The sequence below is a fragment of the Veronia nyctiphanis genome (assembly GCF_004116385.1).
Lineage (GTDB): Bacteria > Pseudomonadota > Gammaproteobacteria > Enterobacterales > Vibrionaceae > Veronia > Veronia nyctiphanis.
This window is the reverse complement of sequence record NZ_PEIB01000006.1, coordinates 44,441-70,420: the sequence shown is the minus strand read 5'-3', so window position 1 is coordinate 70,420 and position 25,980 is coordinate 44,441. Positions and strand designations below refer to the sequence as shown.

The following is a 25,980-nucleotide window of genomic DNA, read 5'->3' as shown; positions in this document are numbered from 1 at the left end:
TAACGCTAACCTTTTTTATGTTTGGTCGTGAGAGGATTATTGCTCTTCGCGCTTAAACACCAACTCTTTGTCATTCGACGACGCTTCATCAAAATAGTAACCAGCGACATCAAACGCCTTTAGCGCGTCCACAGACTCAATGCGGTTATCAATGATATAGCGCGCCATCATGCCGCGCGCTTTCTTGGCGTAGAAGCTGATCACCTTATACTGACCGTTTTTGCAGTCTTTGAAGACTGGCGTGATGATATTCGCCTTAAGACTCTTAGGCTTCACTGACTTAAAGTACTCATTCGATGCCAGATTCACCAATACACCGTCCCCTTGAGCAGACAACGCAGCATTCAGCTCGTCAGTGATTAACTCACCCCAAAACTGGTAAAGGTTAGTGCCGCGTTCATTGGCCAGTTTGGTTCCCATCTCTAAGCGGTAAGGCTGCATCAGGTCAAGTGGGCGCAACAGGCCATACAGGCCGGACAACATCCGCAAGTGATCCTGAGCCCAATCAAAGTCAGCATCGCTCATAGTTTCGGCTTCAAGCCCTGTGTAGACATCGCCTTTGAACGCAAGCAATGCCTGACGCGCATTTTCCTGTGTAAAGGTCGGCTGCCACTCAGCGAAACGGGCTGCATTCAGTCCGGCAATCTTATCACTGACTTTCATCAGACTGGCAATGTCCGCTGGCGTTAACTTGCGGCATTCTTCAATCAGCTCAGCAGAATGCTCGGTCATTGTTGGCAGCGTAAATTTGTCAGTCGCCAATGGCGATTCATAGTCGAGTGTTTTCGCAGGGGAAACCACGATCAGCATATTCTTGTCCTTCAGGCTTGGCTCGATGAGTCTTATCAAAAAAGGTTACCATTCAGACATAAAAAAGCCACACGTTTGGGTGCGGCTTTTTTCTATCATTGTGATGGGGAAAACCGATTAGGCGCGTTCTTTATCCCAAATACCCTTCTCAATCTGGTTGTGCAGCTCAGGATAACGACGGACATCAAAGCTAGGCACCTTACCCAGCTTCAATTGCTGGTTATAGTCTTTGGCAAGCTTCACCACCGTACCGCCGAGCAGAAGCACCGCAATCATGTTGACGATAGCCATCATACCCATAGAGGTATCCGCCATGATCCACACCAAAGGCACATCAGCCTGCGCACCAAACATCACCATTGCAATCACAAACAGACGGAACACATTCAGGCCAGCCTTGTGGTTATGCTCAAGGAATATCAGGTTCGTCTCGGCGTAAGAATAGTTGGCAATGATTGACGTAAACGCGAAGAAGAAAATTGCGATGGCAATGAAATGGCCCCCCCAGTCTCCCACCTGACTCGACAGCGCTCGCTGTGTCAGCTCGATACCAGTAATTTCACTGCCGGGCATGTACTCGCCTGAAATCAGAATAATCGCCACTGTCGCCGAACAAATCACAATCGTATCGACAAACACACCCAGCATTTGCACATAGCCCTGCGACGCTGGATGCGGAGGATACGGCGTTGCACTGGCTGCAGCATTAGGCGCTGAACCATCCCCGCTTCGTTCGAGAACAAGCCGCGCTTGATACCCTGAATCATTCCCTGCGCCACGGTATAGCCGAGCGCTCCTGCACCCGCTTCGTTAAAGCCAAATGCACTTTTCACGATAAGTGCAATGATACCGGGGACTTTCTCGATATTCGTGAACATCACATAAAACGCGAGGATCAGATACAGCACCGCCATCAGAGGAACAATGATCTCCGCCGTACGGGCAATTTTTCTCAGGCCGCCAAAAATGACAAACGCCGACATCGCCACCAGCACAGCGCCAACGTAAAGCGGATCCCATCCGAAAGCGTTGTAAGCTGCGTTGGTGATTGAGTTCGCCTGAACCGCATTGAAAATAAGACCGAATGCGATGATCAGCAAGACTGAGAATACGCAGCCCATCCAACGCATACCCAAGCCTTTTTCCATGTAATAGGCAGGACCGCCACGAAAGTTACCATCGTCATCACGGGTTTTGTAAAGCTGGGCTAAGGTACTCTCTGCAAATGCAGTCGACATCCCCAGCATGGCTATCAGCCACATCCAGAAAATCGCGCCGGGGCCACCGAGCGTCAGTGCAACAGCAATACCAGCCATGTTTCCTGTACCGACCCGGGCTGCCAGGCTGGTGCACAGAGCCTGAAAAGACGAGATACCCGCGTTATCAGACTTACGGCTGCTTTTCATCACCTTGAACATGTGGCCAAAGTGTCTGAACTGAATAAAGCCCAACCGTACCGTGAAAAGAATCCCGCCGCCGATGAGGAGATAAATGAGAACTGATCCCCAGATCAGGTCATTTAAAAAGTTAATAAGACTTACCACGCCTACCTCTCTTTGCGCTTATACATTCCTGCCAGCAGTGTGAGTTAAAAGAGTTAATATCAGGCTCGGACAGCAAGCATAGTACTTGCTATCGAAAAAGACAGGCATCAAAGCCACGAACCAACTCTGAGTGCCAAAAGATAATGATGAGTTTGGCTATCTTGCCTGTGCTGGCAATAATTCGCGGGAGATGATGCAGATATAGTCACCAAAAATCAACAGATATTTGAAATGTTATATTGTTTAAAAAATTATATTTAATATTTAAATGCAAACTTTATCAATTAATTAGCGCAACACACTAAGAGCAAACCTTTATCACTTCCCGTAACATTTTATGATTCTCATTCATGAAAATGTCATCCCTATCAGACATTCTACGTTTCGTGTGATCAAAGCCTCATTGGCGATGGGACGTGGGCCGATTCAAAGTTTGAACTTGATTCCGCTCAACGCATCAATAAAGCTGTCATTTACGGGTTAAAACGTAATCACCCACCCAATAAATCTGACCGCGATCTCACTAAATATTCACCAACGTACAACAAATGAGAAACTATCCGATTTTATTTTCTGTTTGGTTGTGATACTTAATTACTGACCACTACGGAAAGATGAGGTGAAATTATGGAAAGCTTTGCCTTTAATGAAACGCTAGAAGCAGAAAAACCATCGCGCGGTGGGCGTTCGAAACAAGCTAAAAGGAAGTGGAGAGAAATTGAAGCGCTAAAAGACAGACAACGTCTTCGTAAAGAGCTCGAGGACATTGATATGCTTGGGGACTTCTCTGACTCTGAATTCGATATCTAACCTAACTGAAGACTGCTGATTTATACCCATTAACATGGAAGGGTTGCATTAAAGAGGCAGACATAAGGCGCCACTCAGGCGCCTTTTTTTGTGCTCAGATTTCTTATCCGGCTTCCTGTTCATCCAGTTTTGGCTGCCAATCAATGGCTGGCTGACCCTTTTCAGACAAAATACGATTGGTCGCAGAAAAGTGCCCGGAGCCAAAGAACCCACGATGCGCTGACAATGGCGATGGATGCGGCGCTTCAAGCACATGGTGCTTCTGCCTGTCTATCATCTTCCCTTTCTTGCGCGCATGAGAACCCCATAATAGGAAAATCACTCCTTCGCGGTGCTCATTCACCGCTGCAATCACGCGGTCTGTGAACGTTTCCCATCCCAACGAAGCGTGCGAGTGGGCATTCCCTTGCTCAACAGTAAGCACCGTATTAAGCAGCAATACCCCCTGATCAGTCCAACTTTTCAAGTAACCGTGCCTTGGGATCTCAAACCCGTCGATATCCTGCGCAAGCTCTTTGTACATATTGGCAAGAGAAGGTGGCGGCTTAATACCGGGAAGAACAGAAAAACACAGCCCATGCGCCTGTGAAGGGCCGTGGTAAGGGTCCTGCCCTAAAATGACGACCCGAACATCGGCCAGCTCGGTATAACGGAAGGCATTAAACACATCCTCTTTCGGCGGGTAAATATCTTTACCACTGGCCCGCTCATTGGCGACGTATTCCATCGTCTGTATAAAGTAATCTTGCTCCTTTTCATGTCCAATGACATCGTGCCATGTGATTCCCGGCATCACGCTATCCCCGATTAATGATTCAAAGCCTTTATTCTACCCAAAAAAGTTTTCTATACAGCACTGACGTCAGTGCTAAAAAGAGAAAACCCGGCATTTGCCGGGTTTTTCAGTAATGAGCTGGCGGTTTATCCGGCCACTTCCATCAAGAACGCTCTCAGCTGACCAAAGTCTGCATCTCGTTCGTGTGAGAGGAGGTCCATCACTGCATGCTTAGCCAGTGGGCCTGGCAGCGGTACATCAATGTTTAAGATTTCATCGACAGATTCTTTAAACTTCGCTGGGTGAGCGGTACAAAGGAATAAGCCATGCTCACCTTCCGCAAGCTGCTCATTCAGTACACGGTAGGCAATAGCACCGTGAGGCTCACACAGGTAGCCCGTTTCATGCATTTCTTTCAATGTCTCGGCGGTTTGCTCGTCAGAGACAGCACCAGCACCCAGCTCATCAAGCCCCCAACCTTTGAGACGACAAAGCTCTTCGATACGAGGCCAGTTGTTGGGTTGGCTAACATCCATGGCGTTTGAGAGCGTTGGAATGGTCTCTTCCGGAGTCCACTCACCGGTTTGCAGGTATCGTGGAACCGTGTCATTGACATTGGTTGCGGCAATAAATCGTTTTACAGGCAGGCCCGCTGCTTTTGCCAAAAGCCCGGCAGTCAGGTTACCAAAGTTACCACTCGGTACGGCAACAACCAGATCTTTACGCTGCTCTGGCGTGAGCTGAGATACTGCCTCGAAGTAATAACAGATTTGCGCCATCAGACGGCTGATGTTGATTGAGTTAGCAGAGTTCAGACCAATCGCCTTACGCAGCTCAGCATCATCAAAGGCCTGCTTAACCATAGCCTGACAATCATCGAATGTGCCATTGATGGCGATGGTGTGGATGTTGCCGCCAAGCGTACAGAAAAGTTTCTCTTGCAGTGGCTGATTTTGCCTTTCGGGTACAGAATAACAACCTGAATGTTTTCCATGCCATAGAAAGCATGGGCAACAGCAGCACCTGTGTCACCAGATGTCGCAGTCAAGATAGTGATTTTACCGCCGTCAGAGACTGCTGCCAGTGACTGCGCCATAAAACGGCCACCGAAGTCTTTAAACGCCAAAGTTGGACCGTGGAACAGCTCTAGGGCGTGAACCTTATCCGACACTTTTTCGATAGGCGCAGGGAATGCAAAAGCATCGCCTACCATTTTCTTTACTTTGTCTTCTGATAGCTCGTCACCAATAAATGCTGACAAAATTTTGCTGCTACGGCTGACAAAGTCCATATCAAGAAGATATCCACGTCTTCAAATGCAGGAAGGTCTGAAGGAAAAAACAGTCCTTGATTACGACCAAGTCCCTGCCTCACGGCTTGACCAAATGAAACCTGCTCGTCGTTTTCTTTTATGTTGTATAACTTCATAACTCACTTCCTGTCACTGTCGAGCCATTAGTATCAAGCCGACATACGTGGACAAATCCTTCTTCATTCTGAACGTAATTTTCACTTAGCCATTTGGCTACACGCTGCGCCACGGCTTCGTCATCAGTGATACTGAACAGGGTTGGACCGGAGCCAGAAATCCCTGTAGCCAGTGCGCCTGCCTCTTTGGCGTATTTACGTGCATTGGCAAAGCCTGGCAGTAATTTTTCACGATACGGCTCTGCAACCACATCTTTGATCATATTCGCCGCAAGCTTTGGCTGCCCAGAGTAACAACCATGAATGAATCCTGCCAGATGGCGGCCATGGTTTATTACATCCTGCCGACGATACTGCGCTGGCAAAATAGCTCTCGCTTCCGCAGTAGGGACCTTGATGCCCGGATAAGCCATCACCCAGAACCAGTTTTCAAAACAAGGTACCTGTTGGCTGATGATGCCTTCATCTTCAACCATGAGTTGCAAACCACCCAAATAGCAAGGTGCAACGTTGTCGTAGTGAAGACTGCCGGAGATCTGCGCTTCCATTTCGCCCATCAGGGCCAGCAATGCGTTTTCGTCCAGTGGTTGGTCATGAAAACGGTTAAGTGCATCCAAGGCGGCGACAATCGAGCAGGCACTTGAACCCAGCCCTGAGCCAATCGGCATGTTCTTTTCAAGTGTCATCGACACCGGACGAACAGCGATATCACGCTTTTTCAGTTCTCTTGTAAACACCAGATAGCAATGGAAGACGATGTTCTCTTCATGATTCTCCGGCAGTTTATCAACAAAACTACCAGCACATGACAGGCTAAACGGCGTTGAGCCACCGTCCGCCACTAAGACACGGTCACCAAGCAAGGTGCCATCAACTGGGGACACTGCCGCCCCCAATACATCAAAACCCACACTGACATTGCCTATCGATGCCGGGGCGTAAACTACAACACTCATCTTAAACTCCCAGCTTCCAGCCAAGTGTCCGCATCAGGTCGGCAAAAACGCCCGCTGCGGTGACTTCCGTACCCGCACCGTAACCGCGAAGTACCATTGGAATTGGCTGATAGTAACGGCTGTAGAATGCCAGTGCATTCTCACCGTCTTTGATCTTGAACATTGGGTCGTCGCTATCAACGGCCAGCAGTTTCACCTGACATTTACCTTTCTCGATTGAGCCTACATAGCGCAGCACTTTTCCTTCACTCTGAGCATCATCGATGAGCCCTTTGAAATAAGCATCCGCTTCTGGCAAACGCTGCATAAAGGCAGCTACATCACCAGAGGCATCAAAGCCTGGCGGTAACGCCGGCTCGACCTCGACGTCTTCCAGCTCAAGGTGCATACCACTCTCACGGGCAAGGATCAGCAGCTTACGGGCAACGTCCATACCCGATAAATCATCACGAGGATCAGGTTCTGTGAAACCATTATCGCGGGCAACACTGGTCGCGGCACTGAAGCTTTCGCCTTCATCCAGCTTACCGAAGATATGTGACAAAGAGCCTGAAAGGATGCCGTTGAACTTCTCAAGCTCATCACCCGCAGCAATCAGGTTTTGTAAGTTCTCAATAACTGGCAGTCCTGCCCCCACCGTGGTGTCATACATGAATTTGCGGCGCGTAGAGCGCGCAGCCTGACGTAGCTGGGTGTAGTAAGCCATTCCTGCAGTATTGGCTTTTTTGTTCGGTGTAATAACGTGGAAACCTGCTGACAGGAAATCAGCATATTGATCAGCGATGCTTTGCTCTGACGTGCAGTCGATAAATACAGGGTTGATGATATGATTCTGTTCGACCAAACGCACCATGCGGGCCAAACTGAATGGTTCTGTGTTCGCTTTGAGCGTGTCTCGCCATTTATCAAGCTCGACACCATTGCTATCAAGTAACAAACCTTTACTGTTGGCCAGACCACAAACACGGATGACAATGCCTTGCTCAGCAAGCGTTGTCTGCTGACGGCGCACTTGCTCCACCAGCTCACCACCTACACCGCCGACGCCAACAATAAACACGTCCAAGTAATGCTTACTGTTGAAGAGGTTTTCGTGACAGGCTTTCACTGCTTCTGAAACACGACCATCAGGCACTACCGCAGAGATTGAACGCTCTGATGACCCCTGAGCAATCGCAACGATATTGACGTTAACTTCTGCCAACGAAGTGAAGAATTGCGAAGCCACACCTTTCGATGTGCGCATGCCGTCACCAACAAGCGATACGATGGCGACATTGTCCTGAAATTCAACGGGCTCGAGCAATCCATTTTCAAGCTCAAGCTCAAAGTTATCCTGCAATGCCTGCTGTGCCTGAACTTTATCTGCCTGTTCAATACAGAAGCTGATGCTGTATTCAGACGATGACTGGGTAATTAAAACCACTGACACGCCTGCTGATGACATCGCACCAAATACGCGCGCAGCCATGCCCACCATGCCTTTCATGCCCGGCCCTGAGATATTGACCATGCTCAGGTCGCCCAGCGTGGTGATGCCTTTGACTGGCAGGTTTTCCTCATTAGCGCTGTTGCCGATAAGTGTTCCCAAACCCTGTGGGTTAGCGGTATTTTTGATGAGGCATGGAATGTGGAAGCGAGCAATCGGAAGGATAGTTTTTGGATGGAGAACTTTCGCACCAAAGTATGACAGCTCCATCGCTTCTTGATAGCTCAGCGATTTTAGAAGTTTCGCATCCGGCACTAATCTCGGATCGCAGCTGTAAACGCCGTCAACATCCGTCCAGATTTCACACGCATCGGCACGAATACAGGCTGCCAGAACGGCCGCAGAATAATCAGAGCCGTTTCGGCCCAGTGTCACCAGCTCGCCTTGCTCGTTAGCAGCAGTAAAGCCAGGCATTAAACCAATGTGCTTCGCTGGAATAGGCTCAAGACGAAAACGCTCAGAAGAAACCTCAATATCGACCATGGCTTCAAGGTACTCACCTTTCGCTTGCAGATAATGCGTTGGGTCGATAACAAAGGTATTGTGACCACGGGCTTCGAGCAGTGCTGACATTGTTGCGATAGACAGACGCTCACCTTTGCTGATGATGCGAGCATGAACATTGTCTGGGCACAGACCAAGAAGCGAGATACCACTGATGTATTTTTTGAGCTGATTCAGCGTACTTGAAAGCTTATCGTACAAAGGTGCTGTTTCAAGCCCCGGCTCCATCTTCGACAGGCCTTCGAACAAGTCAGTGAAAATCGACTCAATCTCTGCAACCTGCTGGTCTGCTTCGCCGTTCTTCACTGTTTGATTAATCACTGCAACCAGGCCGTTGGTTACTTTTGCTGGCGCTGAAAGTACTGCTGATACATCACTCTGGCAGGTGTTGCTGGTGATGATATCGGCAGCCCTGCTGAATCGCTCTGCGTTTGCCAGCGACGTTCCGCCAAATTTTAGGACTCGCATCCTTTCCTCCAATTTCCATGCTGCAATTTTTGTAAAAAAAAAGCCCGCACCTCTTGGTGCGGGCTTTCTTATAGAATTTTGTGCATATCAGCCCGCACCTGCACCTGTAATGCCGGTAATAATGATAATGGTGGTGGTGATAGCAGTTGTTTGCATTGATTTGTCACATCTCGCGCTACAGTTATATAACCTTTACCCAAACAGTGTTGCAAGGTCAATAAAAATTTAAGTTTTATACGGAAAAACCACGTAAAAAAATAATTAAAAAGTATAATTTTCAAAAATGAGAATCAGTAACAGCCTAGCGGATCTTGTCTTGCGATCGTCGCAACATCAGGACATAGTGATGCAATAAAAAATGAATAAATTTGCAATTTTCGGGAGGGGAAGATGTCGGTGTCCATGGAAGAACTGGTGGCCCAAACTATATTACAAGGCTCAGACGCTATGTATGGCCGCTTTCTGGATGTCACGGTTGGCGCTCAGGAACGTTTTGAACAACAAGACTGGAAAAGCGTTCAAAAGGCACTGAAATCCCGCATCAATTTTTACGACCATCATGTCGGTCTTGTTACCCAGCAACTGAGAATAATGCTGGGAAAGAAGCATGCGACACGATCTTTCCTCCAAGCGGTCAAAACTGAATATATAAAGCTGCTAGATGATTATCCTAGGTATGACATTGCAGAGAGCTTTTTTAACTCTGTTTATTGCAGGATATTCGATCATAGAAATATCCGCCGTGACAAGCTCTTCGTTAGCAGTTCACAAGGCGGGCGGATTCCCAAATACCCGACACCTTTACTTCGCCGCTATCAGTGTAAAGACTGCCTGCCTACGACGATACGTAAGCTGCTTGATGACACGCCTTTCACCTTGCCTTGGCAAGACAAAGAGCGAGATATATTGCTTATAGTCAATGCATTACAAGAAAGTCTTGGGCCTCAGCTGACCGACGAAATATCTCTCGACATGATCAGAGAGCCCTTTTTCCGAAATAAAGGGGCATACTTGATTGGTCGCATGGAGCTGGCGAATCAGACAAGGCCTTTGGTATTGCCAGTTCTTATCAACGAACAAGGCGAACTGTATGTCGATGCCTGTTTGTCGTCTGCGGATGACGTCAGCATAATATTTGGCTTCGCTCGCTCATATTTTATGGTTTATGCTCCGGTACCTGCGGCCTTGGTTGATTTTCTCAGCCAGCTAATGCCGAATAAAACACCCGGTCAACTCTACACTTCAATTGGATGTCAGAAACACGGTAAAACTGAGCTTTATCGTGAGTTCATCAATCATATCGACAGCTCAGATGATAAATTCGAGATCGCAGCGGGCATCAAAGGCATGGTGATGTCTGTGTTCACTCTGCCTTCATACGGGTTCGTCTTCAAAATCATCAAAGATCGCTTTGCACCGCAAAAGAGCATGACCCATGCGGCGGTGAAGGAAAAATACCAGTTAGTCAAAGAGCATGACCGTGTTGGCCGCATGGCAGACACATTGGAATACAGGAACTTCAGCTTTCCCAGAAACCGCTTTAATGACGAATTGATTGAGGAGCTTCTTGCCGTTGCACCGTCGAACGTCAAAGTCACCGAGACTGAGGTCTTTATTCGTCATATGTACATGGAGCGCCGAATGATCCCGCTCAATATTTATATGGAGCAGGCGAACGACGACGAGCTGAGGGAAGTGGTCAAGGAATACGGTGATGCCATTAAACAATTGGCTGCTGCAAATATCTTTGCCGGAGACATGCTGTTCAAAAACTTTGGCGTCACTCGACACAACCGAGTGATTTTTTACGACTACGACGAAATCAGCTACCTCACTGAAGTCAATTTCCGCAAAATTCCGCCGCCTCGCTATCCAGAAGACGAGATGGCCGCAGAGCTTGGTATAGCGTTGGTGAAAATGACGTATTTCCAGAGGAGTTCAGAACCTTCCTGTTGATCAATCCAAAAATCCGGGCACTGTTTGAGGAGTTGCATTCAGACCTTTTCTCCGCCAGCTATTGGCAGAACCTCCAGCAAAACATAGATAAAGGGGTCTTTAACGATGTTCGTCCTTACAGCACAAGGAATCGATTGAGAACACCAGAAAGTGTTTACGAATCATAAGGAAGTTCCCTAAAGATGAGGCATATTGGTACTTTATATTTGAAATGTTGCGTAAGGTTTTAAATAGAATGCAACAGGTGCCAATATTTTCATTAATTAATTATCCGCTCACTAATATTTGTTCTAGTATCAAGATCCCGACTAAAAACAAATACAGGGACGGTGGCGTATGAAACATGTTTTACTCGCCTCACTATTCGCATTAGGGACGACAGCAGCACATGCAGCTGACGAACAGCAAGTCGACAAAGAACTGTCGCCTTGGGTGACCAGTTCACTACAGGCTGGTAATGCCGGATTCGACAGTTGGACGTTAACGACAGGTTATCACTACCCGCTGATGGAGCAGGTCAACGTCTTCGTGGCAACAGAAGTGACACTGGCTGCTAAAGACAGTGCTTCACGTGGTCTATTGAGCGGGATTGAGTATAACTTCGGCGATATCTTGAGCATCAAAGGCGAGGTTCAGGCGCAGAAAGAGAACAGCTCAACGGAAGGTATTATTGGTATGAGTACCCAGCTGTCCATTACCGAAGATATGAACCTCGAAGCGGCATTGGATTATGCGTTTACCGAGGATGCTGATAACACCACACAGTATAAGCTGGGCGTGGGGGTTAAGTTTTAACCCTCACTTTATATATCGAACGAGAACGTTGTTTCGCTTTCTTTTCTAATCCGCTCCACCGAGCTCAACAGGGTGTTCACTCAGCATCACACCATTCAAGTCTGCATACAGATAATCGCCAGGCGCGACTAAAATACCTGCAATGCGTAACGGTACATCCTGCTCGCCAGCGCCACGTTTTTCTGTTTTTATCGGACACGCACCGAGTGCCTTCACGCCAAGATCCATCATACTTAGAGCTGAAACATCGCGAACGGCACCGTTAACTATAATTCCTTGCCAACCATTTTTTACTGCCAGTTCAGCAAGCTGATCGCCCAATAACGCTTTATTAAGATTGCCATGGCCATCAATAAACAGCACACGCCCCTCTCCGGGACCAGACAAAATCTCTCTGACCTTGGTGTTATCCTCAAAACAGCGCAGTGTCACCACTCTTCCATGGAAAGTAGGGTTACCGCCATAATCTAACCATTGTTGCGGTATCCAACGAAGTAACTCTCCATGTTCATCACTTATATCTGGCAGCAAGTCAGTCATGTCATTCCCTATCTCTTAGACGTAAAAATGAAAGCGCAGCAGAGATATCATCATCAACTGCTACGCAACAATCAAAGGCATTAAACCCGTAACTTTATCTTCTTAATTTTTCTTATTTACAGAGACGCAGCATCAAGAAAGTCTCTTACACGCATCGCACTTTTCTTTGGTGCCTCAACCATGGGTAGATGTCCAATACCAGGCCAGATTTCAGAAACAATCTGCGGTACATGCTGTTCCCAAAGTTTCGCCGAGCTCTTATCTAGAATTTGATCTTCTTCACCCCAAATCAACAAAACAGGTGAACCAATTTTCGTCAGCTCTTCCTGAATAGCGTCTTGGGAGAAGTCACGACCGATCTGAGCCAGCTCTTCACGTCTTTGCTGGTAGTCTGCCGCCATGCCGTTAAGCACAAAACCCGGGATCCAAGGTGGATTAGACATGGTCATTTGGAAAAACTCATCAAATTCTTCTTTTGAATTCACCTCAAAAATATTTCGTTGTGAATCTCTGAGGATCTGAAGACGTTTACCTGGCCTCGGCTCATCAAGGCCTGCTGGATCAAAAAGAACTGTAGCGCTGACAACCTCGGGGAAGTTTGCCGCGACATACGCACCAATTTTACCACCCATTGAGCTACCGATGATGTTGACTGATTTCAAGTCTAGAAGGTCAATCAGCTCTTTAACCCTTCCTGCTTGCGCTTGGGTTGTGTAACTCCACGTATGACTGAACCCGGTTTCACCGTGTCCCGCTAAATCAGGAATGACCACATGGAAGTCATCAGTGAAGTGTCTGGCAAATCGTAGCCAGTTGGTTTTATCTGCACTGTAACCATGAATCAGAAGCAATGTAGGTTTTTGCTGACCCGCGTTTGCCTCGTAGAAATAAATCGGATGCTCTTTGAGGTCAACCGTCTTTTTTTCAAAGCCGTAGACCAACGCCTCGGTGGAAGAAGAAACTTGATAAGCCATTTGGCCAAATATAGGAAAGTGGTGAATGACCCACACACCCAAACACAGAAGCAATGCTCCAGGCAGAAAAATCCCTTTCATAATCCATATCTCTTTATTTGTAATAAGCTTGACGCTAAAAAGTCAGCCGGTTATCAAAATGTCCGAGATTAACAGGCTGAAAATGAGGTGCTAACAACACTGGCACCAATATTAGATTTTTATTATTAACCCAGTAGAATGCATTTTGCTGCCACGTTTCTGATACAGCGAACAGATCCGACCTGTTTGCTTTGACCGCAAAGCTACTTTCTTGCCATAACATATCGGGGGATCCGGCAGTAAGGGACACATACTCCCACCCGCACTCACTAATATAATGTTCTAATTGAGCGTTTCGCTCATTATTTTGGGCATCTGTATGCGCAATACTCTCTGGGTTACTGGCGGTGATAATGCCAAACGAACTGAAATCGATCGACGTTGGGACATCGAAGCAGGGCGTCTGATAATGTTTCCAGAGAATTGATGATTCAGGCATCACTTCATTTTCCATTCCATATTTAAAATAATGACAAAAGAGAAAGTTCATTATTTACCATGAGTTAGAAATAGAAGAATTAATACTAAATTATCCTTTAGTCATTCAAGATGCGGAGTCGAAATGTACTTTTTCGAAAAAAATTCACATCAAATTACGACAAATGATTGTTAGCACGCTGTTAAATGAATACAATCAACAGCATCCAAAGGATTTAACAGTGATTAGCAAAATGTTAGTCGCTTGCAGTTTCTAAAAAAAATCTGCAATAAGCTTCTCTAAGGACGGCGCAAAAGCAGGTCAAGGTGAATAAGCGAACTGACCGCTGAAAGATTCCTGTCTCTGCACCCTTTGTTCGCCAATTGAACAATGTAAACGAATTTATATACCGGACTCCTTACAGAAATTTAGGTAATGCCAATGCAAACCCCTCACATCCTGATTGTAGAAGACGAACACGTCACTCGTAATACGCTGAAAAGCATTTTTGAAGCCGAAGGCTACGCCGTGCTTGAAGCGAACGACGGCGAAGAAATGCACCGCTTGCTTACGGATAATCTGGTAAATCTCGTCATCATGGATATCAACCTGCCAGGAAAAAATGGCCTGCTGCTTGCTCGCGAACTGAGAGAGCAAGGCGACATGGCACTGATGTTTTTGACTGGTCGTGACAATGAAGTAGACAAAATCCTTGGCCTTGAAATCGGTGCCGATGACTACATCACCAAGCCATTCAACCCTCGTGAACTGACAATTCGTGCCCGCAACCTTTTGACTCGTGCAATGAGCAAAGGTCAAATTTCAGAAGAAAAACGCTCTGTTGAACGTTATGAGTTCAATGGGTGGAGCCTTGAAATCAACAGCCGCTCGCTGCTGACTCCAGAAGGTGAACTCATCAAACTGCCACGCTCTGAGTTTCGTGCTCTGCTTCACTTCTGTGAAAACCCAGGTAAGATTCAAACCCGTGCCGACCTTCTGAAGAAGATGACAGGTCGTGAGCTGAAACCACACGACCGTACCGTCGATGTCACCATTCGTCGTATTCGTAAGCACTTTGAGTCTCACGGCGATACACCTGAAATTATTGCCACCATTCATGGTGAAGGTTATCGCTTTTGCGGAAGCCTTGAAGACGCTTAGTATTAGCGTTTTAAGAAAAGCCTGCGTCATGCAGGCTTTTTTATTGTCTGGAGAACAGGGGGATGATCAGGAGGAAGACTCTGACGTATAACTCTCCAACCAACGTTTCAGCACTTCAATATCTTGCGGATAGCAATTTTTAATCTCATCAACCCAGTCACCAATATTTTCCCACCATGCCGGCAGCTCTGGCGATTGGGCTTTCTGCGCAATTTTTTGAATATGTTTAAGGCCAATTGAACCTGCCGCACCTTTGATCTTGTGCGCTTCGCTGGTGATACCCTCTTCATCTTTCGCTGTCATATTACTATCAAGGATCTTTACGTATTCCGGCATGAGATCTTCAAACATTGCAATACTTTGTAACACAGGCTCTGGCCCCACTATATCAACGTAAGAGGTCAGCATCTCTAAATCCAGCAAGGTATCTTCAACAGCGGTTTGTCTACAGCTCTCTGACGGCTCGGGGAATTCTACAAGCGTCTCTTGGCTATCGGCTAAACGGCCGATTACGCGATTCATGGCGCTGACATTAATCGGTTTACTGATTGCGTCATCCATGCCCTGATCCAGATAGTGTTTTTTGTCACTGATAACATTGGCAGTCAAGGCCACCAGCGGTGGTAACATTTCTCCAGATGCTCTGAGCGCTGCTGCGATATCAAACCCTGTCATATCAGGAAGTTGAATATCCAAGAGCAGAAGATCAAAGGTACCATTTTCATAAGTATCAAGCGCCTCCTTTCCGCAGCGAGCCACTGTCACAATATGTCCCATGCTTTCAAGAAGGTTTTTGGCAACGGTAATGTTCAGTTCAATGTCTTCGACAAGCAGAATGCGCAAAGGTGCAGAGGATGCTTTTTGAGGCTTCTCCTCAACTATTTGCGCTTTAGCGATAGGAGCCGAGAAAGACACAGTGAAGGTGCTCCCCTCACCGAGCTCACTGAATACCGTGATATCACCGCCCATCAAGCGGATCAGTTTGCGCGATACAGCAAGTCCTATACCAGTACCCACTGCATGCAGGTTGTCTTCGCCCTGCTCAACCTGATAGTACATGGCAAAGATTTTATCGACTTCGTCTTCAGGAATACCAATACCGCTATCTTCTATTTCAAAAACCAACTCAGCCTTGTCATCAACCACGTCACAACTGACCATAACATTGACACACCCCTCTTTGGTAAACTTCACGGCATTGCCAACGAGGTTCCAAAGTACCTGACGAAGACGAGTCACATCGATTTCTATTTGTGGAACCAGAGGGGTGAGCCTGTCTAGTGAGAAGCGAAGCCCTTTCTGTTCCGCCATCAACCCACTGATATTTTCTATTTCGGTCACGAAATCTGGTAAATCAATGGGCTGAGGGAGCAACTCAAGACGGCTTCTGTCAGACTTGTCCATATCAATTATGTCGTTAAAGATATTTCCTAGAGTAATCGCACTGACATGGATGGTACGCATGTAACCATGTTGTTCATCATCAAGCTTGCTGTCGAGTAGCATTCGACTTAAGCCAACAATGCCGTTAAGCGGTGTTCTCAACTCATGACTAATGGTAGAGATGAATGCTGTTTTATCACGGCTGGCTTTCTCTAGCGCGTCTTGGTAGTGCTTTCTTTCGGTAATCTCGCGGCCAAAACCTACCAGACCGAGTCTGCGACCATCTCTAGAGAAGAAAGGCACTTTTCGTAATTCAAAATAGGCTTTCCTGCCGTCGGTATAGTCCAGCCACTGTTCATAAGTCAGTGAAATATTACCATCAAAAACCTGCTTATCGGTCTCTGCAACCTTAGTGGCTACGGACTCCCGATATACATCCCAGGGAGTAAGTCCCACCAATTCGGCCTCTTTCTTACCCAGTAATTCCTCCATGGCACGGTTGCATCCGGAGAACTGGCCTTTTTCATTGCGGTAATAGATGAGATCAGGAGAGGCATCGAGAAATGAGCGTAATAGTTGGGATTGTTCAGCAAGTTCAAGCTGGGCTTTTTCTCTTTGTTCAACCTCTCCCTCAAGATCTCGCATCGCTGTCTCACGCGCTATCTGTGCACGCTTTCGCTCTTCGATTTCTTGATTCAGTTGATCAATGTTATCAGTCAGACGACGGTTAAGGTCGAGATCCCGTGCGCGCATCTCTTCCAGCTTAAATACCAGCTTTGACAGGCGTCGACGCGACTCCTCAAGTTGATCAACAACCACAGACAAGAAATACACCGCCCATGGCGTGATCAATAAGCCAAAAAATACCGATCGAACAAGATCAATATTTTCTACCCGTCCATTAATGACCAAAGTGATCCCCACCTGAACAACAACAGCAAGGGCAACCAGCGCTAAAGCCAGCAACAGACTGAATCTAATGATCCCGAGCTTGACCAGTAAATCAACGTAATACTGGGCAAGGACTTTAATTTGTCTCATTGGAACTACCTGATAACAATGCAGTGGCTATCATAGCTGCGGTAAGCAGCAGACAAAAGCCCGTTAAGAAACAACAGGCCATTTCATATGGTGAGGGAGTTAAATAACGGGCTCCGCCTCTCTGACAGGCGTCGTGCCTGCGCATTCAATTTTCGCTTTACCCGTATTTTTTGCGCGATACATAGCTTCGTCAGCCAGCTCTACAAGCATACCGTAGTCCTGATTTGGGTCAGGAACCAGTGTGCAATGCCTTGGCTTAAGGTAAGGCGATCAGCTACAGAAGAGAACGCATGAGGAATGTTGATTTCGTGCAGACGTTCGGAAATATTCTCTGCCACAATTCTGGCCCCCTCAATGGGAGTATTGGGCAGAAGGATAGCAAACTCTTCACCACCATAGCGTGCGACAAGATCCAGCGGACGTCGCACTACCTGTTGAAAACATTTCGCGACCAAGCGAAGCGCTTTGTCTCCGCTCTGGTGTCCATAGTTATCGTTATAAGGTTTGAAATGATCAATATCGCACAGAATGAGAGACAATGGTTGTCTGTCACGGGCATGTGATGACCACATTTTGGTAATTTTCTCATCGAGACTTCTGCGGTTAGCCACTTTTGTCAGGCCGTCGATGAAGCTCAGTTCTTCCAGCTCCATGATGGCATCTGCGAGCTGCTGCTGCGTCGCTTTCCGCTCAGTGATGTCGCGAGCCATTACCAAGACACCAACAACTTCGTCGATGGGATCTTTAAACTGCGTTTTGGTCACTTCATACCAGACTTGAGAGCCATCCTCTTTCATCACCAGATCTTCGTAGCGCAGTGCAGTACCGCTATTAATAACGTCTTTTTCCTGTTTTTTATTTTGTTCTAGAATTTCAGGGTCAATCACGTCAATGGCCCTTTGGCCTTCCAGATCCGGCGTACTTGCACCTACAGAGCTGGCGTAGCTTCATTTGCCCCGAGATAAACATAATGTTCATTAAACACACCAATAGGGTCTGCACTAGCCTTGAATATTGACTCAAGCAAGTTGCTTCGCTTATTGAGTTCCTGCTCGACAGACTGTCGGGTTTCTATTTCCTGCTCGAGTACCTGTTGTATCATGTGCCAATTCGTCACATCGTGACTAATACTCAAGGTGCCGAGGAGTTGACCATCATCCCCACGGATAAGTGTTTGGCTGGTTTCAAGCAAACAACTGTTACCTGTCGGGTCAGTTACCCAGTTTTGAATCTTTCGACGACCTTCTGGCAGTTCAGATCCAAAAAAGACCCCTTCTTCCTCGCGCTTTCCCCAGAAAAGATCATACGAAAGGTTCGTGGCAACAATTTTTCCTTCTTTATTCTGGAAACACACCAATTCAGCAAGTGCATCAATGACGCTTCGCATAATCTGATTGCCACTTTGGAAAAAAGGATCAGGCCGGCTATGCCGAGGGTTGATATCAAGCGTTAATACCCAGCCTTTCTTACCTCGAATCCACAACGGCAAACCCGAAACAGTGACTTGCATGTCGTTAGAGCTGCCATTATGGCCAACATCAATCGCAGCATCAGCAAAACACTTGGGCCACGGCTGCATCTTTATAAAGCGGCAAAAATTAATCTGATCATCTTTATCGGTGAATCGAAAGCTGTCATTTCTTTCTTGCAGCTGAAAGCCACGAATCGAACTTTGGTTTGCAAAGTAAATCTCGCCAGTTTCCGCAGAAACAATGGCTTTAGGCGTGTTTAAATTCGACAGATACTTGCGCCAGGTTTTTTCCTCGATCATACGGTATCGGCGCATCAAAAAGGCGCCAATAGCAATGCCCGCTATCAACGTTGAGATGAGTAAAAACCAGTGGAATAAATTCATTACACCTAAATCCGATTACCGTAAAGTCCAGATATACATATCCAGCGCATAGCATACGTTGGAAAAATAATTCTTATAGACTTTTGACCAATTTCAGTGAGCCACCTTGTGTTTTGTATGACCCGTGTCAAATTGACGACAAAACAAGCACTTCAGCGCCGAAAAAATGACGCTCATCTTGCATTCACCCTGCGATGAGAGTCACTCAAAATACTAAAAAGCAAACATGATTTACTTATATTTCTGTTCATATCAACCCTTACCCGCTCAAAAATGATACACACGATTCATATGAAAGTTAATTACAAAAATTAACTGAAAGAGTAACTATCCACGGCTATAGGTGCTAGGAAAAATTATTCATTATTTACGGGGTATTATTCATAAAGGTGTCACTTTAAGTACATTAAAAATCAAATAAAACAAAGATCAGTGTGATTTTTGTTCATTTTTTTATGGTAATTAAATTACTAAATATGTAGGATGAGGACGTCTGCGAATAATTTAAATATGATTTCAGTCGCACTGTTAACCGGAGTGGACAACGATTTCACAAGCACTTTAGTCACTCCGTTTTCGTGTCTGGAAATTAACAAGCAGCACAACAAGGCTGGCGAGCAACCAGTCTTTTTTTGACTCCAATTTTTATTTATCGGTGTCAGCAAAGAATCAGTGAGGAAATGCCAGGAAAAGGCATAAGTAAGGATGACGGGTGTGACGCACACTCGTGTCAACTGGAAGGACGTAAGCATGACTGAAACGATGCATTCTAGTCAGGGACTATATGTGCCTGAAATGGAGCACGATGCCTGTGGCATCGGCTTTGTGGCTCATCTGAAAAATCAGAAGTCACATAATATTATTACCCAAGCACTCGACATGCTGGCCCGAATGGAACACCGAGGGGGTCAGGGCTGTGACCCGTGCTCAGGTGATGGTGCTGGCATTCTTCTACAAAAACCCCATGAATTTCTCACGCAGGAAGCCGCCAAAGAAGGCCTTACTCTTCCAGCCGCTGACCAATATGGTGTCGGCGTTATTCTGTTCCCTAAAGATCCTTCAAAGCGCGAGAGCTGTCGTGAGATCTTTGAGCGAAATGTTCAGCGACTGAATCTCCAAGTTATCGGTTATCGTGTATTGCCAACAGATAACAGCATGATTGGCGATGACCCGCTCAGCACTGAGCCACAATTCGAACATGCTTTTGTCACAGGTGGCAGCCAAATGCCAACTGATGAACTAGAACGAAAGCTTTTTGTATTAAGAAATTACACGGTTAAACTCTGCCTTGAAGGCGTTGAGAACATCGGGGATGATTTCTATATCAACTCGTTCTCTTGTAAGACGCTGGTTTACAAAGGTCAACTAACGACTGAACAAGTTCCTCAGTACTTTCTTGATTTGCAGAACCAAGCAATGACCACAGCGCTTGCGCTGGTGCATTCTCGCTTCTCAACCAACACTTTCCCAAGATGCGTCTGGCTCAACCTTTCCGCTACATCGCTCACAATGGTGAAATCAACACCGTACGTGGCAATGTAAACTGGATGAAAGCACGTGAGGCGCTGTTATCTTCAACCGCATTCAGCGAGCAAGAGCTGAAAATGCTACTGCCAGTGTGTCAGGATTTAGCATCAGACTCCGCTAACTTCGACATGGCACTAGAGCTTCTTGTTTTGTCAGGCCGAAGCGTACCGCACGCCTTGATGATGATGATCCGGAGGCTTGGCAAGAAAACGCAGACATGGATCCGAAACGTCGCGCGTTTTATCAATATCACGCCAACATTATGGAACCATGGGATGGCCCAGCGTCACTTTGTTTTACTGATGGCGTGAAGGTAGGTGCGACACTTGACCGTAATGGTCTTCGCCCAAGCAGATATACAGTCACTAAAGACGACTTCCTGATCATGGCATCAGAAAGTGGTGTGGTTGAGATAGCGCCCGAGAACGTTCATTACCGTGGCCGCTTGCAGCCGGGTAGAATTTTCGTGGCCGATCTGGAACAAGGCAGAATCATCTCTGATGAAGAGGTGAAAACAGAAATTGCATCTGCGCAGCCTTACCCGCAGTGGTTGGCTGACAACATGCAGCCCATCGATGCTCTATCAGACACAGATTATGTTCATGTTCAGCCACAGCCTGAGGAATTGTTGCACAAGCAGCAGGCATTCGGTGTGTCATCTGAAGAAGTGAACGATATTCTTCTGCCGATGTTTAGAGAAGGCAAAGAAGCATTGGGCTCAATGGGTGCTGACTGGCCGCTTGCGGTGCTTTCGCACCAATCACAGCATCTTGCTAACTACTTTAAGCAGCTATTTGCCCAGGTCACCAACCCACCGATTGACCCAATCCGTGAGCGTATGGTGATGTCACTGAAAAACTACCTCGGTGCCGATCATAACCTGCTGGCAGAGTCTGCTGAGCACTGTGCAAAAATTGAAATCGACAGCCCGGTTATCAGCAACATCCAACTTGAGAAGCTGAGAAACAACACTCAGTCTCATCTCAAGGCCATTACGCTTTCTACGCTGTTTGTCGCTGATGGTCAGTCTGGGCAACTTGAAAACGCATTGAACACATTGTGCGAGCAGGCTGAAAAAGCGGTAAATGAGGGTAATGTACTCCTCATTCTGAGTGACAAAGGCGTCAGCCCTGAGCTTGCTGGCATCCCTGCTATGCTGGCTGTAGGTGCGGTACACCATCACCTTATTCGCTGCGGTTTGCGTGCCAAGGCTGACATTATTGCTGAAACCGGCGATGTACGTGAGACCCATCATTTCGCCACAGCGATTGGATACGGTGCCAACGCGGTTAACCCGTATCTGATTTATGAAACTGCCATAGACCAGCAACGTATCGGCAAATTGTCTGCCGATGCTGATCCTGATGAACTATTCAACCTTTACAGAAAAGCGATTGATGCGGGTCTTCTGAAGATCTTCTCTAAAATGGGGATCTCAACCGTTCAGTCATATCACGGCGCTCAAATTTTTGAAGCACTCGGTATCAGCAAAGCTGTCGTTGATAAGTACTTCACTGGCACGGTCTCACGTATCGAAGGTCTGACTGCCGATGATATTGCACGTGAAGTATTGGTTCGTCATCGCTTTGGTTATCCAACGCGTGAAATCCCAGTTCAGACCTTGGACGTGGGTGGTGTTTACCAGTGGAAACAACGTGGTGAAAAACACCTCTTTAACCCAACAACGATCCACTTGCTGCAGAACTCAACGCGCAACAAAGACTACGATCAGTTTAAGAAATACTGCCAGGCGGTTGACCGTCAGGGCGACAAAGCCGCGACGCTCAGAAGTCAACTTGAGTTTGCCGCTAACCCGGCAGGAAGCATTTCGATTGATGAGGTAGAACCAGCAGAGAGCATCCTTAAACGTTTTGCAACGGGCGCGATGAGCTTTGGTTCAATCTCGTATGAGGCTCACTCGACGCTTGCCGTCGCTATGAACCGCATAGGCGCGAAATCGAACTCTGGTGAAGGTGGTGAAGATCCGGCACGTTTTGAGAAAAAAGAAAACGGCGACTGGGAACGCTCCGCTATCAAACAGGTTGCGTCTGGCCGTTTCGGTGTGACGTCTTACTACTTGACCAACGCAGAAGAAATTCAGATCAAGATGGCACAGGGTGCGAAGCCCGGTGAAGGCGGTCAATTACCTGGCCACAAAGTTGATGACTGGATTGGTCGTACCCGTCACTCGACCCCGGGCGTCGGTCTGATTTCTCCACCGCCACACCACGATATCTATCTATCGAAGATCTGGCACAGCTGATTTATGACCTGAAAAACGCGAACCGTAAAGCGCGCGTTAACGTCAAGCTGGTCTCAGAAGCGGGTGTTGGTACCATCGCATCCGGTGTTGCCAAGGCAAAAGCAGACGTGGTTCTGATTGCAGGGTTCGATGGTGGAACAGGCGCATCGCCAATCTCGTCAATTAAACACGCAGGTTTACCATGGGAGCTTGGCCTTGCTGAAACGCACCAGACACTGCTGAAAAATGGTCTGCGTAACCGTATCGTTGTTCAGTCTGATGGTCAGATGAAAACACCACGCGACCTAGCGGTAGCGACGTTGCTGGGTGCCGAAGAATGGGGGGTTGCAACCGCTGCATTGGTTGTTGAAGGTTGTATCATGATGCGTAAGTGTCACCTCAACACCTGCCCTGTGGGTATCGCAACCCAGAACAAAACGCTGCGTGAACGCTTCGATGGACGCGTTGACGACGTTGTTACCTTCTTCAGCTATATGGCGGAAGGTCTGCGCGAAATCATGGCCGAGCTGGGTTATCGCACCATCAATGAAATGGTTGGACAGTCTCAGCACTTGAAAACGCGCGAAAATATAGGCCACTGGAAATACCAGAATTTGGACCTCTCAACGGTGCTTTACAAAGCAGAGCCTCGCGACACTGATGGCATGTATTGCCAGAGAAAGCAGGACCACTGCATTGATGCGGTACTGGATCGCCAGTTGATTTCTGTCGCGTCCGATGCGCTGAAAGAAGGCAAGAAAGTGGATGCGTCATTCGCGATCACTAACCTTGACCGCAGCACAGGCACCATGCTGTCGAATGAAATATCGAAAGCTTATAAAGATAGCGGGCTACCAGAGCCAATGTCGGTTGACTTTAAAGGGTCCGCAGGACAAAGCTTCGGGGCATTCCTTGCCAAAGGCGTCACATTTACCGTTGAAGGTGATGCGAACGACTACTGGGGTAAAGGTCTGTCGGGCGGCACATTGGTCCTCTATCCTGATAGCAACAGCGATTTGATTGCGGAAGACAACATCATCGTGGGTAACGTCTGTTTCTACGGTGCGACCTCTGGTGAGTCTTTCATACGCGGTATCGCGGGTGAACGTTTCTGTGTACGTAACTCCGGTGCCAAAGTCGTTGTAGAAGGCATTGGTGACCACGGTTGTGAATACATGACAGGTGGTGTTGCCATCGTATTGGGTCAGACAGGTCGTAACTTTGCCGCAGGCATGAGTGGCGGCGTCGCGTACGTCTGGGACCAGATGAAAGACTTTAAGCACAAACTGAATGATGAGCTGGTAGATATCGATCCACTCGATGATGAAGACATTCAGCTGCTTAAAACGATGATCACCAAGCATCACGAGCTGACGGGAAGTACCGTCGCTGATATGTTCCTCGGTAACTTTGAGAAGAACCTGAAGCATATCGTCAAAGTCATGCCACGTGATTACAAAGCCGTGCTGGAAGCGAAAAAAGCTGCCGCAGCAAACAAAGATGAAATGGAGGCCATCAATGGGTAAGCCAACCGGATTCCTCGAATTTGGCCGAGAATTGCCAGCCAAAGTCGACCCTTCTGTCCGTATTCAGGACAACAAAGAATTCGTGCTGAACGAAGAGTTCGGCACAAAAGTTAACGATCAGGCATCTCGCTGCATGGACTGCGGCGTGCCCTTCTGCCACAACGGCTGTCCAATCGGGAACATCATTCCTGAGTTCAACGACGCCGTCTACCGTGACAGTTGGGAAGAAGCTTGGCACATCTTAAGCAGCACCAATAACTTTCCTGAGTTTACTGGGCGTATCTGTCCGGCACCGTGTGAAACTGCCTGTGTTTTGGGCATAAACCAAGACCCAATCACCATTTGTAACATCGAAAAAAGTATCGTCGAAAAAGCCTACAAAGAAGGCTATGCGAAACCAAAAACACCGACCTCGAGAACCGGAAAGAAGGCTGCCGTTATCGGGTCCGGGCCAGCAGGTTTGGCTGCTGCTGAGCAGCTCAACAGTGCCGGACATACTGTCACTGTTTTCGAACGAGACGAGAAAGTGGGTGGTCTGCTGAGATTTGGTATTCCGGACTTCAAACTCGGTATGGACATCATTGATCGTAAAGTCGATTTGATGGAGCAAGCTGGGATCGAATTCGTTGTTGATGCTCACATCGGTGTAGACGTTGATGCCAAAACGCTTCGCGAAGAGTACGACGTAGTCGTGTTGACTGGCGGCTCCACAGTGCCTCGTAACCTGCCTGTTCCCGGGCGCGAGTTGAAAGGCGTCCACTTCGCAATGGAGTTTCTAGGCCAGAATAACCGCCGCGCTAACAACATGGACCTTAAAGCAGAGCCTATTCATGCTGCTGACAAGAAAGTACTTGTTATCGGTGGTGGTGACACAGGCTCCGACTGCGTCGGTACCTCGAATCGCCACGGTGCGAGCAGCGTGACTCAGGTAGAGATCATGCCTATTCCGCCTGAAAAACGTCCTGCTAACATGCCGTGGCCTCAATATCCAATGATCCTGAGAACATCGACTTCGCATGAAGAAGGCTGTGATCGTCACTGGAATATCCTGACCAAAGAGTTTGTCGGTGATGACGCAGGCAACCTGACAGGCGTACGAGTGGCTGATATCGTGTGGCAAGATGCCAAGCCCGGTGAACGTCCTGGCTTTGACGAAGTGGCTGGCTCTGAGCGTGTCATTGAATGTGACTTAGCACTGTTGGCGATGGGCTTTTTGCACCCAGAACCACAGGGCGTGCTCGCTCAGCTGGAAGTTGGACTGGATGAGAGAGGCAACGTTGCCACGACTGATTTCCAAACCAATCAACCAGGCGTATTTGCAGCAGGCGATATGCGTACAGGCCAGTCATTAGTTGTACGTTGTATCAACGAAGGCCGTGAGTGTGCCCGAGCTGTCGATGCTTACCTGATGGGTGACACAAATCTTGAGTCTATTAACGACTCTCTAATGATTTCAGCCTGAATCAATTCTCAAAGCAAACGTTTTCGTAGCCAGCCGTGAGGCTGGCTTTTTACCCTTTCATCCCCCTTATTCACTCTCACCTCCAAAATTGTAAAAAATCATCTCTAATCGCAATAAAACAAGCGGCCTCTCTCGTAATGAGAACCAATCTAATCACAATAAAAAACTACTATTCAGAAGCAAACTCAACATATTTGTCTATCTAAGAGAAAAGTGTTACAGATATGAGAGAAAT

At 47.3% G+C, this 25,980-nt stretch carries 15 protein-coding genes, 4 pseudogenes and 1 other annotated feature; of the genes and pseudogenes, 7 read left to right on the top strand and 12 right to left on the bottom strand.

The window, feature by feature from the left end; genetic code table 11:
- Positions 1–36: 36 nt before the first annotated feature.
- Both yaaA and CS022_RS07085 read right to left on the bottom strand, forming a co-directional pair.
- Positions 37–810, bottom strand: a complete 774-nt coding sequence (yaaA, locus tag CS022_RS07090; protein ID WP_129121707.1) for a peroxide stress protein YaaA — start codon at positions 808–810, stop codon at positions 37–39.
- Between the two features lie 117 nt (positions 811–927).
- A pseudogene (locus tag CS022_RS07085) lies at positions 928–2,354 on the bottom strand (alanine/glycine:cation symporter family protein).
- Between the two features lie 627 nt (positions 2,355–2,981).
- Between CS022_RS07085 and CS022_RS07080 the strand changes: the two are divergent.
- A complete protein-coding gene (locus CS022_RS07080) occupies positions 2,982–3,164 on the top strand; it encodes a DUF3545 family protein (protein ID WP_129121706.1) in 183 nt (60 codons plus the stop codon).
- 103 nt (positions 3,165–3,267) lie between these two features.
- Here CS022_RS07080 and ung read toward each other — a convergent pair whose 3' ends face one another.
- From ung to thrA, 4 genes and pseudogenes are all read right to left on the bottom strand, one after another.
- Positions 3,268–3,957, bottom strand: a complete 690-nt coding sequence (ung, locus tag CS022_RS07075) for a uracil-DNA glycosylase (protein ID WP_408057226.1) — start codon at positions 3,955–3,957, stop codon at positions 3,268–3,270.
- A gap of 128 nt (positions 3,958–4,085) precedes the next feature.
- Positions 4,086–5,367 (bottom strand): annotated as a pseudogene (thrC, locus tag CS022_RS07070) (threonine synthase).
- Positions 5,364–6,323: a homoserine kinase gene (thrB, locus tag CS022_RS07065; protein WP_129121704.1), complete on the bottom strand. Its 960-nt coding sequence runs from the start codon at positions 6,321–6,323 to the stop codon at positions 5,364–5,366. Before thrB ends, thrC begins: the two are co-directional and overlap by 4 nt.
- 1 nt (position 6,324) lies before the next feature.
- Positions 6,325–8,784, bottom strand: a complete 2,460-nt coding sequence (gene thrA / locus CS022_RS07060; RefSeq protein ID WP_129121703.1) for a bifunctional aspartate kinase/homoserine dehydrogenase I — start codon at positions 8,782–8,784, stop codon at positions 6,325–6,327.
- Positions 8,785–8,817: 33 nt separating this feature from the next.
- Positions 8,818–8,933: a sequence feature (Thr leader region), on the bottom strand.
- A gap of 241 nt (positions 8,934–9,174) precedes the next feature.
- Here thrA and aceK point away from each other — a divergent pair.
- Together aceK and CS022_RS07050 are read left to right on the top strand one after the other, a co-directional pair.
- A pseudogene (gene aceK / locus CS022_RS07055) lies at positions 9,175–10,907 on the top strand (bifunctional isocitrate dehydrogenase kinase/phosphatase).
- A 169-nt stretch (positions 10,908–11,076) separates the two neighbouring features.
- Positions 11,077–11,535 carry a hypothetical protein gene (locus tag CS022_RS07050; protein WP_129121702.1) on the top strand — a complete coding sequence of 153 codons (459 nt, stop codon included), beginning with the start codon at positions 11,077–11,079 and terminating at the stop codon, positions 11,533–11,535.
- A gap of 45 nt (positions 11,536–11,580) precedes the next feature.
- Here CS022_RS07050 and CS022_RS07045 read toward each other — a convergent pair whose 3' ends face one another.
- The 3 genes from CS022_RS07045 to CS022_RS07035 form a co-directional block, all read right to left on the bottom strand.
- The gene (locus tag CS022_RS07045; RefSeq protein WP_129121701.1) at positions 11,581–12,075 is read right to left on the bottom strand and encodes a putative 4-hydroxy-4-methyl-2-oxoglutarate aldolase; all 495 of its coding nucleotides are present in this window, start codon (positions 12,073–12,075) and stop codon (positions 11,581–11,583) included.
- A 116-nt stretch (positions 12,076–12,191) separates the two neighbouring features.
- Positions 12,192–13,130, bottom strand: coding sequence for an alpha/beta fold hydrolase (locus tag CS022_RS07040; protein WP_129121700.1), 939 nt, complete (start codon positions 13,128–13,130; stop codon positions 12,192–12,194).
- A 34-nt stretch (positions 13,131–13,164) separates the two neighbouring features.
- Positions 13,165–13,569, bottom strand: a complete 405-nt coding sequence (locus CS022_RS07035) for a DUF3293 domain-containing protein (RefSeq protein ID WP_161569593.1) — start codon at positions 13,567–13,569, stop codon at positions 13,165–13,167.
- Between the two features lie 420 nt (positions 13,570–13,989).
- On the opposite strand from CS022_RS07035, the gene arcA reads away from it, so the two are divergent.
- On the top strand, positions 13,990–14,709 hold the full coding sequence (gene arcA / locus CS022_RS07030) for a two-component system response regulator ArcA (RefSeq protein WP_129121698.1): 720 nt from the start codon (positions 13,990–13,992) through the stop codon (positions 14,707–14,709).
- A 66-nt stretch (positions 14,710–14,775) separates the two neighbouring features.
- Here the strand turns inward: arcA and arcB are convergent, their stop codons facing one another.
- The 3 genes from arcB to CS022_RS26070 form a co-directional block, all read right to left on the bottom strand.
- Positions 14,776–17,133, bottom strand: a complete 2,358-nt coding sequence (gene arcB / locus CS022_RS07025; RefSeq protein WP_129121697.1) for an aerobic respiration two-component sensor histidine kinase ArcB — start codon at positions 17,131–17,133, stop codon at positions 14,776–14,778.
- Positions 17,134–17,333: 200 nt separating this feature from the next.
- Positions 17,334–18,020: a sensor domain-containing diguanylate cyclase gene (locus CS022_RS26075; protein ID WP_235869311.1), complete on the bottom strand. Its 687-nt coding sequence runs from the start codon at positions 18,018–18,020 to the stop codon at positions 17,334–17,336.
- 41 nt (positions 18,021–18,061) lie between these two features.
- Entirely contained in the window at positions 18,062–18,988 is a 927-nt protein-coding gene (locus tag CS022_RS26070; RefSeq protein ID WP_235869310.1) for a PAS domain-containing protein, read from the bottom strand.
- 705 nt (positions 18,989–19,693) lie between these two features.
- Here CS022_RS26070 and gltB point away from each other — a divergent pair.
- From gltB to CS022_RS07010, 3 genes and pseudogenes are all read left to right on the top strand, one after another.
- A pseudogene (gltB, locus tag CS022_RS07015) lies at positions 19,694–23,233 on the top strand (glutamate synthase large subunit); the annotation flags it as partial.
- An 18-nt stretch (positions 23,234–23,251) separates the two neighbouring features.
- Positions 23,252–24,283, top strand: a complete 1,032-nt coding sequence (locus CS022_RS28025; protein ID WP_408057225.1) for a GltB/FmdC/FwdC-like GXGXG domain-containing protein — start codon at positions 23,252–23,254, stop codon at positions 24,281–24,283.
- Positions 24,276–25,745 carry a glutamate synthase subunit beta gene (locus tag CS022_RS07010; RefSeq protein WP_129121696.1) on the top strand — a complete coding sequence of 490 codons (1,470 nt, stop codon included), beginning with the start codon at positions 24,276–24,278 and terminating at the stop codon, positions 25,743–25,745. Before CS022_RS28025 ends, CS022_RS07010 begins: the two co-directional genes overlap by 8 nt.
- Positions 25,746–25,980: the final 235 nt, after the last annotated feature.